Source organism: Streptomyces sp. NPDC006435 (genome assembly GCF_040612315.1).
Classification (GTDB): Bacteria; Actinomycetota; Actinomycetes; order Streptomycetales; family Streptomycetaceae; genus Streptomyces.
In genome coordinates this window covers 84,211-98,434 of sequence record NZ_JBEXPY010000010.1, presented here as the reverse complement: position 1 = coordinate 98,434, position 14,224 = coordinate 84,211, and the positions used below count along the sequence as shown (strand labels likewise).

Sequence of the window (14,224 nt, the reverse complement as noted above, 5' to 3'; positions counted from 1 at the left end):
AAGGAAATGGTCGGCGCGACGGCATCCCCGGGGACGGCAGCGGCGTCCGGGCCCGAGGTCGTGGTCGTCGGCGCCGGTCCCTGCGGGCTGGCCCTCGCCTGCGACCTGGTCCGGCGCGGTGTGCGCGTCCTGGTCGCCGAGCGGGCGCCGGGCCTCTTCCCCGGCTCGCGCGGCAAGGGCATCCAGCCGCGCACCCGGGAGGTCCTGGACGACCTCGGCGTCGGCGACGCGGTCCGCGAGCACGGCGGCCCGGCCCCGGTGGGGATGGTCTGGAAGGACGGGGAGCGGCTGCGGGAGCACGACATGTTCCGCCGCGCGGCCCCGACCGGGACCGAGCCGTACGGGGAGCCGTGGCTGATGCCGCAGTGGCGCACCCAGGAGATCCTGCTGGCCCGGCTGCGCGAGCTGGGCGGCGACGTCGCCTTCTCCACCGCGCTGACCGGCCTCGACCAGGACGCGGACGGCGTCACCGCCCACCTGACCACGGGCCCGGTCCGGGCCGCCTTCCTGGTCGCGGCGGACGGCGGGCGCAGCACGGTGCGGCGCGCGCTGGGCATCGCGATGACCGGCGAGGACGTGGATCCGGCGCCGATGGTGGTCGCCGACGTGCGGGTGGCCGAGGACGCGCTGGACCGGCTCAACTGGCACATGACCACCGGCAAACAGGGCTTCCTCACGCTCTGCCCGCTGCCCGGCACGGCGGACTTCCAGCTGGCCGCCCGGTTCGAGGAGGGCGAGCCCGACACGTCGCCGGAAGGGGTGCGCGCCCTGGTCGCCACCCGTACCCACCTGGCGGCGCGGGACGTCACCGAGGTCCTCTGGGCCTCCGACTTCCGGCCGCGCGCCGCGCTGGCCGACCGGTTCCGCGCGGGCCGGGTCCTCCTGGCGGGCGACGCCGCGCACGTGCACTCCCCCGCGGGCGGCCAGGGGCTGAACACCGGCGTGCAGGACGCGTACAACCTGGGCTGGAAGCTCGGCCAGGTCCTGCGGCACGGGGCGCCGGACGCCCTGCTGGACAGTTACGAACAGGAGCGCCGCCCGGTCGCCGCCGACGTGCTCGGCCTGTCCACCCGCATCCACCGGGGCGAGCAGGAGCGCGGCGCGGAGGTCCAGCAGCTCGGCCTCGGCTACCGCACCGGCCCGCTGTCGGTGGGCCGGGCCGGTGTCCTGCACTCCGGCGACCGCGCCCCGGACGGCCCGACGGGCGGGGGCCGCCGCCTCTTCGACGTCTTCCGCGGACCGCACTTCACCCTGCTGGCGGTCGGCGCGGGCACCGGGCTCCCCGTGCTCCCCCTGCCCGACGGCAGCCCGCTCCGGACGCACCGCACCGGCGCCCACGAGGCTTACGGGGAGGGTCTGTTCCTGGTCCGCCCCGACGGCTACATCGGCTGGGCGGGCGAGGACCCCTCGGAACTGGTGCGGTACCTGGCCCGGTTCGGGATCGCCCCGGTCACGGTCACGGCCTCCTGAGCCGGGGCGTCATACGCTGCTGAACGAGAGCTTCGTGGCGAACCCGAGGAACAGCAGCCCGGCCGCCGACGTGGCCCCCGCCGACAGCCGCTTGCGACGGCGGAACGCGGCGGCCAGCCGGGTGCCGCCGAAGATCAGCATCGACAGGTAGAGGGCGCTGGCGATCTGCAGCAGGGTGCCCAGCACCAGGAAGGACAGCGCGGGATAGGCGTAGTCGGGGTCCACGAACTGGACGAAGAACGACACCAGGAACAGGATCGCCTTCGGATTGAAGAGGCTGACCACCAGCGCCCGTCGGTACGGCCGCTCCATCGTCGCCGGTGCCGGGGCCCCGTCGCTCTCCCCGGCCGGCTCGGCCGCCTTCCGGTGCCGCTCGCGCCACATGGCGACCGCGGCCCGCAGCATGCCGACGGCCATCCAGGTCAGATAGCCCGCACCGGCGAACTTGACGACGGTGAACAGCACCGGGTTCGTCCGCAGCAGCGAGGAGACCCCGAGCGCGGACAGCGTCATCAGCACGGTGTCCCCGGTCCACACCCCGGCCGCCGCCACGTACCCGGTCCGCACCCCGCGCCGGGCGGCGACGGACAGCACGTACAGCGAGTTCGGTCCCGGCAGAAGGACGATCAGCACCAGGCCGGCGAGATAGGTCGGAAGATCGGTGACACCCAGCATGAACCGGAGTGTCGCACGCGAGTACGACTCCCTGTCCAGGGGGTTCCGGAGTTCGGGAAACCCCGGGCGGAAGCGGCCCGGGGTCAGTCCTCGTCGCCGTCGAGAAGACGGTCCACGGAGAGCTTCATCGTGCTGTATCACGGCCACGGCATCCTCCTTTCGGGGACCACTGTTCACGGGCTCATCCACGGCCGCGGGCATTCGGCGAGGGATCACCCGCGCGGGTACCCGCCGGCTCAGAACGCGTCCGACGGCTCGTACCTCCCCCACACCTCGCGCAGGGCGTCGCAGACCTCGCCCACCGTGGCCCGGGCCCCGAGCGCGTCCTTCATCGGGTACAGGACGTTGTCGGTGCCCCGGGCGGCCCCGCGCAGCCGGTCCAGTGCGGCCGCCACGGCGTCCCCGTCGCGCTCGGCGCGCAGCCTCGCCAGGCGGGCGGCCTGTTCGGCCTCGACGGCGGGGTCGACGCGCAGGGGTTCGTAGGGCTCCTCCTCGTCGAGGCGGAAGCGGTTGACGCCGACCACGACCCGCCGGCCCTCCTCGGTCTCCAGCGCGATCCGGTAGGCGGAGCGCTCGATCTCGCTCTTCTGGAAGCCCTGCTCGATCGCGCGCACCGCCCCGCCCATCGCCTCGACCCGCCCCATCAGTTCCAGCACGGCCGTCTCGATGTCGTCGGTCATCCGCTCCACGGCGTACGACCCGGCGAACGGGTCGACGGTCGCGGTCACGTCCGTCTCGTGGGCCAGGACCTGCTGGGTGCGCAGGGCCAGGCGGGCGGACCGGTCGGTGGGCAGGGCGATGGCCTCGTCGTAGGAGTTGGTGTGCAGGGACTGGGTGCCGCCCAGGACCGCGGCCAGGGCCTGGACGGTGACCCGGGCCAGGTTGACCTCGGGCTGCTGCGCGGTGAGCTGGACCCCGGCGGTCTGCGTGTGGAAGCGCAGCATCAGCGACTTGGGGTTCCTCGCCCCGAACTCCTCCCGCATCACCCTCGCCCAGATCCGGCGGGCCGCCCGGAACTTCGCGACCTCCTCCAGGACCGTGGTGCGGGCGACGAAGAAGAACGACAGCCGGGGCGCGAAGTCGTCCACGTCCATGCCCGCCGCCAGGGCCGTGCGCACGTACTCGATGGCGTCGGCCAGGGTGAAGGCGACCTCCTGCACCGGCGTGGCCCCGGCCTCGGCCATGTGGTACCCGGAGACCGAGATCGTGTTCCACCGCGGCAGCTCCTGACGGCAGTACCCGAAGACGTCCGCCGTCAGCCGCAGCGACGGCCCCGGCGGGAAGATGTACGTGCCGCGCGCGACGTACTCCTTGAGCACGTCGTTCTGCACCGTCCCCGTCAGCTCCCGCGCCGCCACCCCCTGCTCCTCGCCCACCAGCTGGTACAGCAGCAACAGCACCGCGGCCGGGGCGTTGATCGTCATCGACGTGGACACCCGGTCCAGCGCGATGGAGTCGAACAGGACCCGCATGTCGTCGATGGAGTCGATCGCCACCCCCACCCGGCCCACCTCCCCCGACGCGACCGGGGCGTCGGAGTCGTACCCCATCTGCGTGGGCAGGTCGAACGCCACCGACAGCCCCGTCGTCCCGTTCGCGATCAGCTGCCGGTAGCGGGCGTTGGACTCCGCCGCCGTCCCGAACCCCGCGTACTGCCGCATCGTCCACGGCCGCCCCGTGTACATCGACCCGTACACCCCGCGCGTGAACGGATAGCCCCCGGGCACCCCCAGCCGCTCACCGGCGTCCCATCCCTCCAGCGCCTCCGGCCCGTACACCGGCTCGACGGGCAGTCCCGACTCCGATTCGTGCGTCATCCTCCGTGCCTCCCGCCGGGGCCGCTCGCCGCGGCCGCTTACCGGTGACCGGTGACCACGGTTTTGGCACCGTTCCCCCATCATGCGCGGGCTTTGGCAACCGGGCAGAGCGGGAATCCGTCTCATGAGTTACCGGACATCCAGGGGGCCGAGATGAGACACCGCAGCACCACCGGAAGCACGGCACGGACAGGGATACCGAACAGGGCTCGGCGGTTCGGTCCGCGGGGCCGGGCGGGGGCGACCGCGGCACTCGCCGTGCTCGCCGTGACCACGGCGGCGGGCTGCCGGGCGGAGGCCACCGGCAGCGCGTCGGCGGCCCGGCCCTCGTCGCCCCGGGCCACCGCGAGCGACGACGGCAGGTCCACCCCGCCGCCCTCTCCCACCGCTCCGGCCCCGCCTTCCCCGTCGGCCACGCCGTCGTCACCGTCCCCGACGGCCACGACGTCGCCCACGCCGAAGCCGGACCCGCAGGGAAAGACGCTGATGTCGAGCGGTTCCCAGGGCGGACAGGTACGGGAACTCCAGGCGCGGCTGCGGCAGATCGGCCACTTCGACCGCAGCCCGACCGGCTACTACGGCACCGTCACGGTCGCCGCCGTCCAGTCGTTCCAGGGCAAGCGCGGCCTCTCCCGCACCGGCAGGACGGACACCCTCACCTGGCAGAAGCTGCTCGGCATGACGCACCGGCCGACGGCCGGCGAGCTGAACCCGCCGACCACCAGGCCGGTCGCCAAGCCGGACAAGCGCTGCCTGACCGGCCGGGTCCTGTGCATCAGCAAGAACAGCCGGACTCTGTCGTGGATGATCGACGGCCGTGTGCTCTCGTCGATGGACGTCCGCTTCGGCTCCCAGTACACGCCCACCCGCGAGGGCACCTTCTCGGTCTACTGGAAATCGCGCCACCACGTGTCGACGATCTACGACACGCCCATGCCGTACGCGATGTTCTTCAGCGGCGGCCAGGCGGTGCACTACTCGGCGGACTTCGCGGCCCGCGGTTACAACGGCGCCTCGCACGGCTGCGTCAACGTCCGGGACGAGGGAAAGATCGCCTCGCTCTTCGACCAGGTGAAGACCGGCGACAAGGTCGTCGTCTACGGATAGGCCACGGGCGGGCCGGCCGGCCCCGGCGCACTGGGCGGGCCGGGCGGGAAGCGAGCCCCGCGAGCCAAAGGAGAAGGGGCGCGGACGGGACCGGGGGAACGTGTCCCGCCCGCGCCATGTGCGCTGAGCCGTAGGTACGGGGGGAACCCCGGCTCTGTGCGCTGCCGATGACCAGTCGGCTCAATCTGTACTGCGTCACAGCCTCGAAAAGTGTCACACCCGGTGCTGCGGGGCCGGGGAGATCCCGTCGCGCACGGGGCGGCCGACCCGGTCCGGCCTGCGGTTCGACCGGCTTTCGGCACGGTCGGGGCAGGTCGTCCCGGATCGGCACGACACAGCCGGTGCAGCCGTCCGCCCGATTCGGTCGGCCTGATTCGGCCAGTCGGATTCGGCCGCCCGGCACGCGGCCCGGTCAAGCACCCGGTCGGCGGTCCGGCCAGAGGCCCGGTCCGCGGCTCGGTCCACCGCTCGATCCACGGCTCGATCCACGGCTCGGTCCGCGGCCCGGTCCACCGCTCGATCCACGGCCCGGTCAGTGCGAGGAGCCCGGCGCGCCGGTGGTGAACAGGGCCACGGAGGGCGTCGGCGTGGGTGTGGGTGCGGGGGATTCGCCGGAACCGCCGTCGGCCGGGGCGCCGCCGCCGGTCGACCCGTCCCCGTCCCCGTCCCCGTCGCTGTCTCCGTCGCCCCGTCCGTCGTCGCCGTCCTGGTCGCCGTCGCCGTTGCCGCCGTCGCTGCCCGGGGCGCCGTTCCCGTCCTTGTCCGACCCCTCGATCACCCGGTCGCAGAACCGGTCCAGGTTGCGGGCCCCCTTGGCCAGGAGCTCCAGCTTCCGCCTGCGGTCGTCGTCCAGGTTGCCGTTGCGGTAGTCGCGGCAGGCCTTGAGCGCCTTGGCGTACCACTCACCGGACGAGCCCCCGCCGGAGTGGTCGGGCAGCCCGCCCCTGCCGGGGTTCCTCGTCGAGCCGCTCGCGGAACCGCCGGGCTCGGGCTTGTCGCTCCCCTCGGCCCGGTTCGACCCGGCGTCGGCCGGTCGGCCGGACGACGGGGCGGAACGGTCCGGCGTCGGCTCGGACACGTCCCGTTCCGGGGCGGACGGCGGGGTCCGCGGGGTCTCGCCCTCGGTGGGGCGTGAGCCGAGCTCCTCGGGGGTCGCCGCGGCCGAGACCGAGGTCGCGGGCACGGGGGCGTGACCGCCGAACGGTCCGGGAAGCATTCCCGTACCCGCCGCCACGGCCACCCCGCCGAGTGCGCAGCCCGCGAAGGAGGCGACCAGGCCGAAGCGGACGGGACGGCTCCAACGCGAGAGGCGGTTGCGGCCCGGTCCCCCCGACGTGACGGACGTGCGCGGGCCGGACCCACCGGACGCGGCCCGGATGTGCACCGTGGGCAGGATCTCGGTCCCGGTCCGCCCGGTGGCGTTCTCCGCGCCGCCCACCTGCGCGTTCGCCTGTTTCCGGGCGGGCGCGGAATCGTGTGCGGAGCGCCTGGCGGTGCGGAAGGCGGCCAGCGCCGCGGCCTCGCCGGGCAGTTCACCGGTGGCCGGGCGGGCGGACCGGGCGGCGGCGTCCAGCGCGGCCACCAGACGCTCCGCCTCCGTACACGCGTGACCGCCGACGGGATCGACCGGTTCGCCGCGGAGCAACCTCTCCGCGGCTTCCTTGTCAAGCCATTCGTACTGCTCGTCGGCCATCACATGTCCTTCTGCGTCCAGGGACGCGAATGCGTCACACCCGCCGGCGCCGCCAGACCGTTGCGGGCGGGGCGTTGGGTGGGTACGGCATCGAGTTCCGCCGTATGGCCCGCCGCACCCCGACGGGTGGCGGTCGGGTCGGCCGGGTCCTCCCCGGCGGCGCGGTCCGCGGCGGTGCCGTCGCCCCCGCCGTCCGCCGCGCGGGGGCCGGTGCCGGAGCCGCCCGCACCGTCCGTGCGCAGCAGTTCGGCCAGCCGTTTCAGACCCCGGTGCGCCGCGGTGCGCACCGCTCCCGGGCGCTTGCCCAACGTCTGCGCGGCGCTCTTCGCGTCCAGGCCCACGACCACCCGCAGCACCACCGCCTCGGCCTGGTCCTGCGGCAGCTGGGCGATGAGCGACATCGTACGGCCGGTGGCCAGTGCCTCCATCGCCTCGTCGGCGGTGTCGGACTCGGCGGGCCGCTCGGACAGTTCCGACTCGTCGCCGCCGACGGCCGGGCGCCTGCCGCGCATCCGCAGATGGTCCAGCGCGCGGTTGCGCGCTATGCGCGCCGCCCACCCCCGGAAGCGGTCCGCGTCGCCGCTGAACCGGTCGAGGTCGCGCGCTATCTGCAACCAGGACTCGGAGGCCACGTCCTCGGCGTCCGGCTCTCCCACCAGTGTCCGTATGTAGCCCAGCAGCCGCGGCTGCACGGCGCGGTACACAGTACGGAAGGCGTCCTCGTCCCCGTCCTGTGCCGCGACCACCGCGGCAGTCAACTCCGCGTCGTCCCCCAGCACTCCCTCAACCTGCCCTGCCGTCGCGAATCGCAGCTGGTCATCACTGCTCGCGCCACCCTGCGCGACACAGCACGCTACGTCCTTCGCGGGGCCCGCGTCCATGACTTGTAGAACCCGCAACATTTCTCGGCCACGATGCGGTGTGACAGAAAACGAGGCGATGGCGCTGAGAGGAGTACGGGGTCGTCCTACGGCCCTGTCGGAAGACGACCGGGGCCTCTCCTGTGGGGGGTGGCGGCCCCGGTCGTCCTCTTTTTCCCCCCGCCCCCGCTGTCGCGATGCCGGTCCGGGAACTCCCGCGCCCGCCGCGCCCCTCTCGACGCGCCCCGTCCCGGTGACCTGCGGTTCAGCCTGATCCGGCACCGGTCGTACCGGGGACTCCGGGGACTCCGGGGACGCCGGGAGTGCCGGGAGTGCCGCCGTTGCTCCCCGGGCCGTTCGTTCCCGACGGCTCCGGTGCGTCCCGGTTCTCCTCGGGGGCGGCCGACCGCTCCTTCGCGTCCCGTTGGTCCCGGCCGTCCCGGCCCCTGTTCGTCTCCCCCGGTGACGGGCGTTCGGGGAGCGCGTCGCAGTAGGCCGTCACCGCCTCCTCCGACTCGCCGCCCGCAGCTGCCTCCAGCCGTTCGAAGGCGGTGGCGTCCATGGCCCTGCCGTTGCCCCGGCCGTCGAGGTATGCCCGGCACAGGGCGGCGACGTTCCGGGCCCGGTCGGAGGACCGGGACCCGTCGGGGACCTTCGTGGGTCCCGCGTCCGGTCCGGTGCTCCGGCCCGTGCCGTCGTCGTCCGCCGGCGGCGGAACCTCGCCGGTGCGGTGGCCGCCGGGGGTCGCGGGGGCGGTGGGCGTCGGGCGTACGGGCCCCGGACCGTCGGGGCCGTCGCCGCCGAACGGGGTCGGGAGCGCCCCCGAACCGGCCGCCACCGCGACCCCGCCGAGCAGCGCCGCGACCAGGACCCCGCCGAGCATCCCCCGGACCGGGCGTGTGCCGCGGCGCCGCTGCGCAGGGCGCCAGTCGTCGCGTCGGCGCCGCCGCCACCAGGGCACCGGCGCGTGCGCGCCCCCGTCCCGGGCGGCCAGGAAGGCGGCCACGGCACGCCGCTCGCCGTCCATGCCCGGCCCGTCCGGGTCCGGCCCGTCCGGCATGCCCGGCCGCCGCTGCGATTCGTCCCTCATGCTCCGTCACCCCGCACGCGGCGCGCCTTCTTCGTTCCGTCGCCGGTCCTGCCGCCCGCCCCGTCCCCCGTCCTGCCGCCCTGGGACAGTTGCTCGGCCAGCCTTCTGAGCCCCCGGTACGCGGAGGTGCGGACGGCCCCCGGACGCTTGCCGAGCACGCGCGCCGTCGCGGCACCGTCCAGGCCGACGACCACCCGGAGCAGCACGGCCTCGGCCTGTTCCTGCGGCAGCGTGCCGATGGTCTCCAGCGCCTCCCGGGTGGAGAGCGTCTCCAGCGCCGCGCCGGCCGTGTCGTGGCCGCCGGGCAGTTGGAGCACGTCCTGTTCGAGCAGGGTGACGCGGGGCCGCCGCTTCAGCCTTCTCAGGTGGTCGAGCGCGCGGTGCCGGGCGATCACCGCCGTCCAGCCCCGGAACCCGGCCCCGTCGCCGCGGAAGCGCCCCAGGTCACGGGCTATCTCCAGCCAGGCTTCGGAGGCCACGTCCTCGGCGTCGTCACCGACCAGCCCGCGCACGTAGCCGAGGAGGCCCGGCTGCACCATCCGGTACACGACGGCGAAGGCGTCCTCGTCACCCTGCCGGGCACGTTCGACCGCGTCGCCGAGCTCGACGTCGTCCACCTGCCTGCGGCGCTGCTCCTCGCCCGTTCCCAACACATCCCCAGCCGACGGCCCGGTCCGGCACCGGCTGTCGTGCCCGTGCTCCGCCGAGGCGGTGGTGCCGATCTTTCCCTGCACCCCTTCTGCGCCCGATCTCACAGAAATGTCACAGATCCCCCGGGGCACCCCGGCGGGAGTGAGGTATGTCACTCCCCCGCGAATCGGCGTGACGTTTGGGTTCCCCGCTGCGCTGGGTACCCCGGGCCGTCTGCGCGACAGCTGCGGCCCATGGACTTCTGAGCACTTGAACTCTCTTGAGGGGTGGGGCATTTGAGCTCGCGCAGTTCGCATGCGTACAGACCGATGAGCCTGAAGCGCCGCGCCTGGCTGACCGTCGGTGCCGTGGTGCTCGGCGGGGCGGGAGTGGTGACGGTCGCCGTCGCCGGCCCGTCCGACGGGCCGGCCGGTCCGTCGGGGCCGAAGCAGCGCCCGGCGAAGCTGCGGTCGCTCGCACTGGACGGGGGCACCGCCACCGAGCGGAAGCTGCCGACGACGGAGACCGAGCCGTTCTCGCTGGTGGGCATCGGCTGGGACGGGGCGACGGACGTGACCGGCGCCGCCCGGGTGCGCACCCGGGACGCCGGGACCGGGAAGTGGTCGCCCTGGCGGGAGCTGGAGATGTCCGCCGACGGGCCGGACGGGGCCGAGCGGGCCGGTGCCCGCCGGGCGACCGAGCCGTTGTGGGTCGGCGCCTCGGACGCCGTGCAGGTGAAGGTGGGCTCGGGCCGGGCACTGCCCAAGGGCCTCCGGCTCCACATGGTGGACCCGGGCGTCAGCCGGGCCGAGTCCCGCAGCCCCGCGGGTGCCGCCCCCTCCCCCGGTTCCCTGGACAACGCCGCGTACGTCGCGGAGGAGACCGCGAGCCCGTCGGCGTCGGGCACGACCGACGCGCCGGCCGGCACGCCCACGCAGTCCGTCTCCCCGACCGACCCCGCGACGGCCACGGACCCCGCGACCCCGACGGACCCCGCCACCGCCACGGACCCCGCGTCACAGAGCGCCACCGCCTCGCCCACGCCCGAGCCGTCGACGACCGTGCCCACCGCACCGCCGTCGACCGTCAACCGGCCGCCGATCATCGGGCGCGCCCAGTGGGGTGCCGACGAGTCGCTGGTCGAGGACCCGCCGGAGTACATCGACAAGGTGCAGGCGGTCTACATCCACCACACGGCCGACGCGAACAGCTACAGCTGCGCGGACTCCGCCGCCATGGTCCGCTCGATCCTGACCTACCACGTGAAGACCGAGGGCTGGAACGACCTCGGCTACAACTTCCTGGTCGACAAGTGCGGCCAGATCTTCGAGGGCCGGGGCGGCGGCGCCGACCTCCCGGTCAAGGGTGCCCACACCTACGGCTTCAACTCGTACTCGACCGGCATCTCGCTGCTCGGCGACTTCGAGACCGGCCGGCCGACCCCGGCCGCCCTGCAGTCCGCCGCCCGGGTCGCCGCCTGGAAGCTCGGGCAGTACGGGGTGAGCCCCACCGCCAAGGTGACGCTGACCCGGCTCGTCACCGACGCGGACGGCAGCACCCGGCCCGCCGGTGACGTCACGTTCAACACCATCGCCGGGCACCGCGACGGGTTCGCCACGAAGTGCCCCGGCGCGAACCTGTACAGCAGGCTCGGCTCGATCCGCACGTACGCGACCAACGGCACCCGCAACGCCGCGGTACCGACCTCCGACTTCAACCGCGACGGCGTCACCGACCTGGTCGTCGGCCTCCCGAAGGCGGGCGGCGACGGCCGCGTCACCGTGCTGCCCGGGACCAGGAGCGGTCCGGGCACGACGGCCAAGCGGACGCTGGACCAGAACAGCCCGGGGGTGCCCGGCGGCTCCGAGGCGGGCGACCTGTTCGGCTCGTCCAACGCCTGGGGCGACGTGAACGGCGACGGGTACGCCGACCTGGTCGTCGGCGGCCCCGGCGAGGACCTCACCCAGGCCGACAACGGCACGGTCGTCCTGATGTACGGTCCCGGCCTCACCACCGGCCGCAGCTACTCGGTCACCTCCTCGGCCCGGACCGGCGGCGAGAAGCTCGGCACGACCGTCGCCTCCGGCGACTTCAACGCCGACGGCAGGGCCGACGTCCTCTCCGTCGCGCCCGGCAAGCCCGGCCGCTGGTGGGCCTGGGACGGCAAATCCGGTGCGGCCAAGTCCGGTTACCTGAACACCTCCGCGTACACCGCCGCCGTGGGTTACGCGGCCGCGGTCACCGGCGACTTCAACAAGGACGGGTACGCGGACGCCGCCATCAACTACCGGGACCCGAGCGGCGTCGGACGCCTGCTGTGGCTGAAGGGGTCCGCCTCCGGGCTCCAGCGGGTCGGCATCCTCGACGCCCGCGGCGGACGCTCGCTGGCCGCCGGTGACGTCAACGGCGACGGCGCCACCGACCTGGTGGTCGGCCAGCCGTCCGCCACCGAGTCCGGGCACACCGCCAAGGGCGGTGCGGTAACGGCAGTGTTCGGCTCGGCCACCGGTCTTACCTCCACCGGCCGCAGGACGATCCACCAGGACACCACCGGCGTGCCGGGCGGCGGCGAGACCGGCGACGACATGGGGGCGTCCGTCTCCGTCGGCGACGTCGACCTCGACGGTTACGGCGACATCCTCACCGGTGCACCGGGCGAGGACCTCACCCGCGACGGCGCGAGCCGGGGCAACGCCGGCCAGGTCTTCCTGATCCGCGGCTCCGCCACCGGGCCCACCGGCACCGGGGCCGTCGGATACAGCCAGGACACCGCGGGCGTGCCGGGCTCCACCGAGACGGGCGACCGGCTCGGCTCGTCCGTCTCCCTGACCGACCTCTCCGGCTACGGCCGGGCGGACATCGCGATCGGCGCGGACGGCGAGGACGCAAACAACGGCACGGTCCTGCAGATCGACAACACCAGCACCTCGGGCATCAAGGCGGACACCGCCCTCTACTACGGCGTGACGGCGCTCGGTTCACCGACCGGCATCCGGATCGGGCTGACCCTGGCCCCGTAAGGACGTACCCGGAAGAACCCCCGCCCGCAGGGGCGGGGCGCACGGACCGGAGCCCCCTCGGACCTGACCCGAGGGGGCTCCTCCCGTACGAGTTCCTCCGTACGGGCACCACCGCGCCGTAAACCCCCGGACCCGAAAACCCCCGGGTCCGAAGGCACCCGGACGCGCCTGGATCCGGCGGGCCGTCAGCCCCGGCCGCGGGCCTGACGCGACATCACCGCGCGCAGCACCCGGCGGCCCTCGGTCGACAGGTCCACCGCGCGGCGCAGGGCGGCGCCGTCGCCCGCCGTGCCCGCGGCCTCCGTGAGGATCTCCAGGATCTGGATCTGGCGGCGCAGTTCGCCGGTGACCAGCGGACCGTTCCCGTCCGGGTCGCCCGCGCGGCAGCGCCGCAGCGGGTCCGCGCCGTCCGCTCCGGGGTCGCCGCCCGGGGTGTCGAACCGCCGGTGGACCTCCAGCGCGAGCAGCGAGCAGGCATCGGCCCACTCCCGGAGCGGGGCGACGGAGAAGTCGCCGGGCGCGGCGGCGAGCGCCTTCCGGACCTGTTCGGCCACGTCGTCCGCGGGTTCCTGTTCCTCCATCGCCGCACGGGCGGCCCCCAGTCGGGCGTCCCATTCCCGGCCGTCCGCGCGGACCGCCCGCAACGAACGCAGCGGATCCTGGTCGGACCCGTCCGCGGGCTGCGGCAGACAGCGGTCGAGGCAGGCGACCGCACTCACGGCGAGGCTCCGCCCGTCGGCGGCGGCGATCAGTTCCAGCAGGCTCATCGGCGTCTCCTGTCGGCCCGTCCGGGTGCGTGCACACACCCGGACGCGGCGCTTCCTGTTATCGCCTTCAGCGCCGGATGGCTCAAAATCGTCACCCGAGGAGGCCGAATCCCACCCTCTGGAACGTTCGACGGGGTGACCGGGGGCACGGCGGAACGGCCGGATCACGCCGTCGGGCGGGCCCGGTGCGTCAGGCCCGGGTGCCGAGCGGATACGTGCCGAGGGCCGCCCGCTCCCCCTGCATGCGGGTGAGCCTGCGCACGAAGAGGATGGCGAGCACCGCGGCCACGACGTCGAACGCGTCGGACGCCATCGTCAGCTCCGTCGCGTCGATGATCTCCTCGACCTCCTCGGCCCTCCGGGACAGCCGGGTCGTGGTCCAGGAGAAGAGCAGGGTGCAGACCCACCCGCCCCACCACAGGTTCATCAGGGTGGCCGGGACCGTGCGCCAGCTGCCGTCGGTGTTGGTCTGGGCGCTCGCGGTCCAGATGCCGCCCGCGATCCGGCGCGGCAGCACCAGGTTGGCCACCGGGACGAACCATGAGCCGACCGCCCAGCCCGGCGCCATCGGCTGCATGCTCGGGTCGAACACCTCGGCGTTCAGCCGCACCCGCCGGAACCAGACGATGAAGACGATTCCGGTGGCCAGCATCATGACGCCCTGGAGCACGCCAGCGGACCCGTACAGGTTGTCCGCCATGGTCGCCGCCGACTCGTCGTACGTCTCGAAGTCGTTCGCCAGGCCGTCCGTGATCAGACCGTGGAGGTTCAGCCCCGCCGCGACGGCGAGCAGGTCCGTCACCGCGACGAGCGACAGCAGCACGACGAGGGCCTTCGCGAGCCCGTCCGGTGAACGCAGGTACTGCTGCGGAGCGACGAAGGCCGGGGCGGGCGGCACCGGGGCCGCCGCCCCGGCCGGGCCGGCGCAGTTCGAGCAGCGTCCGTCGTCGGTGACCGGCGGTCTGAGACGGCAGGTGGAACACAGCACGGAAAGGAACCCCCCAGGATTCGGAAACGGCATTCGGAAACGGACGGAGCCGCGCCCGCCTCTCCCCTGGGCGCACGCGGCAAGCGAACGTAACCCCCGCCCACCGC

The 14,224-nt window shown here is 74.1% G+C and carries 11 protein-coding genes; 3 read left to right on the top strand and 8 right to left on the bottom strand.

Annotated elements, in window-relative coordinates; genetic code table 11:
* Positions 1-6: 6 nt before the first annotated feature.
* A complete protein-coding gene (locus ABZZ04_RS13540) occupies positions 7-1,470 on the top strand; it encodes an FAD-dependent monooxygenase (RefSeq protein ID WP_356932416.1) in 1,464 nt (487 codons plus the stop codon).
* A 9-nt stretch (positions 1,471-1,479) separates the two neighbouring features.
* On the opposite strand, the gene leuE is transcribed toward ABZZ04_RS13540, so the two are convergent.
* Together leuE and ABZZ04_RS13530 are read right to left on the bottom strand one after the other, a co-directional pair.
* Entirely contained in the window at positions 1,480-2,145 is a 666-nt protein-coding gene (gene leuE, locus ABZZ04_RS13535) for a leucine efflux protein LeuE (RefSeq protein ID WP_356932354.1), read from the bottom strand.
* Positions 2,146-2,381: 236 nt separating this feature from the next.
* The gene (locus tag ABZZ04_RS13530) at positions 2,382-3,962 is read right to left on the bottom strand and encodes a methylmalonyl-CoA mutase family protein (protein WP_356932353.1); all 1,581 of its coding nucleotides are present in this window, start codon (positions 3,960-3,962) and stop codon (positions 2,382-2,384) included.
* Between the two features lie 153 nt (positions 3,963-4,115).
* Between ABZZ04_RS13530 and ABZZ04_RS13525 the strand changes: the two genes are divergently transcribed.
* Positions 4,116-5,069: a L,D-transpeptidase family protein gene (locus tag ABZZ04_RS13525; protein ID WP_356932352.1), complete on the top strand. Its 954-nt coding sequence runs from the start codon at positions 4,116-4,118 to the stop codon at positions 5,067-5,069.
* Positions 5,070-5,601: 532 nt separating this feature from the next.
* Here ABZZ04_RS13525 and ABZZ04_RS13520 read toward each other — a convergent pair.
* The 4 genes from ABZZ04_RS13520 to ABZZ04_RS13505 all read right to left on the bottom strand — a co-directional run bounded on the left by ABZZ04_RS13520 (position 5,602) and on the right by ABZZ04_RS13505 (position 9,362).
* A complete protein-coding gene (locus tag ABZZ04_RS13520; RefSeq protein WP_356932351.1) occupies positions 5,602-6,762 on the bottom strand; it encodes a hypothetical protein in 1,161 nt (386 codons plus the stop codon).
* Positions 6,762-7,541 carry an RNA polymerase sigma factor gene (locus ABZZ04_RS13515; RefSeq protein ID WP_356932350.1) on the bottom strand — a complete coding sequence of 260 codons (780 nt, stop codon included), beginning with the start codon at positions 7,539-7,541 and terminating at the stop codon, positions 6,762-6,764. The genes ABZZ04_RS13520 and ABZZ04_RS13515 overlap by 1 nt, the downstream gene beginning before the upstream one ends.
* A 346-nt stretch (positions 7,542-7,887) precedes the next feature.
* Positions 7,888-8,712 (bottom strand): hypothetical protein, encoded by an 825-nt coding sequence (locus ABZZ04_RS13510; RefSeq protein ID WP_356932349.1) that lies wholly within the window; start codon positions 8,710-8,712, stop codon positions 7,888-7,890.
* Complete coding sequence (locus tag ABZZ04_RS13505; protein ID WP_356932415.1) at positions 8,709-9,362, bottom strand: RNA polymerase sigma factor; 654 nt, start codon at positions 9,360-9,362, stop codon at positions 8,709-8,711. The genes ABZZ04_RS13510 and ABZZ04_RS13505 overlap by 4 nt, the downstream gene beginning before the upstream one ends.
* A 309-nt stretch (positions 9,363-9,671) precedes the next feature.
* Here ABZZ04_RS13505 and ABZZ04_RS13500 point away from each other — a divergent pair, with 309 nt between their 5' ends.
* Positions 9,672-12,362 (top strand): FG-GAP-like repeat-containing protein, encoded by a 2,691-nt coding sequence (locus tag ABZZ04_RS13500; protein ID WP_356932348.1) that lies wholly within the window; start codon positions 9,672-9,674, stop codon positions 12,360-12,362.
* A 185-nt stretch (positions 12,363-12,547) separates the two neighbouring features.
* On the opposite strand, the gene ABZZ04_RS13495 is transcribed toward ABZZ04_RS13500, so the two are convergent.
* Positions 12,548-13,129, bottom strand: coding sequence for a hypothetical protein (locus tag ABZZ04_RS13495; RefSeq protein ID WP_356932347.1), 582 nt, complete (start codon positions 13,127-13,129; stop codon positions 12,548-12,550).
* 190 nt (positions 13,130-13,319) lie between these two features.
* Positions 13,320-14,117 (bottom strand): DUF4328 domain-containing protein, encoded by a 798-nt coding sequence (locus tag ABZZ04_RS13490; protein ID WP_356932346.1) that lies wholly within the window; start codon positions 14,115-14,117, stop codon positions 13,320-13,322.
* Positions 14,118-14,224 lie beyond the last annotated feature (107 nt).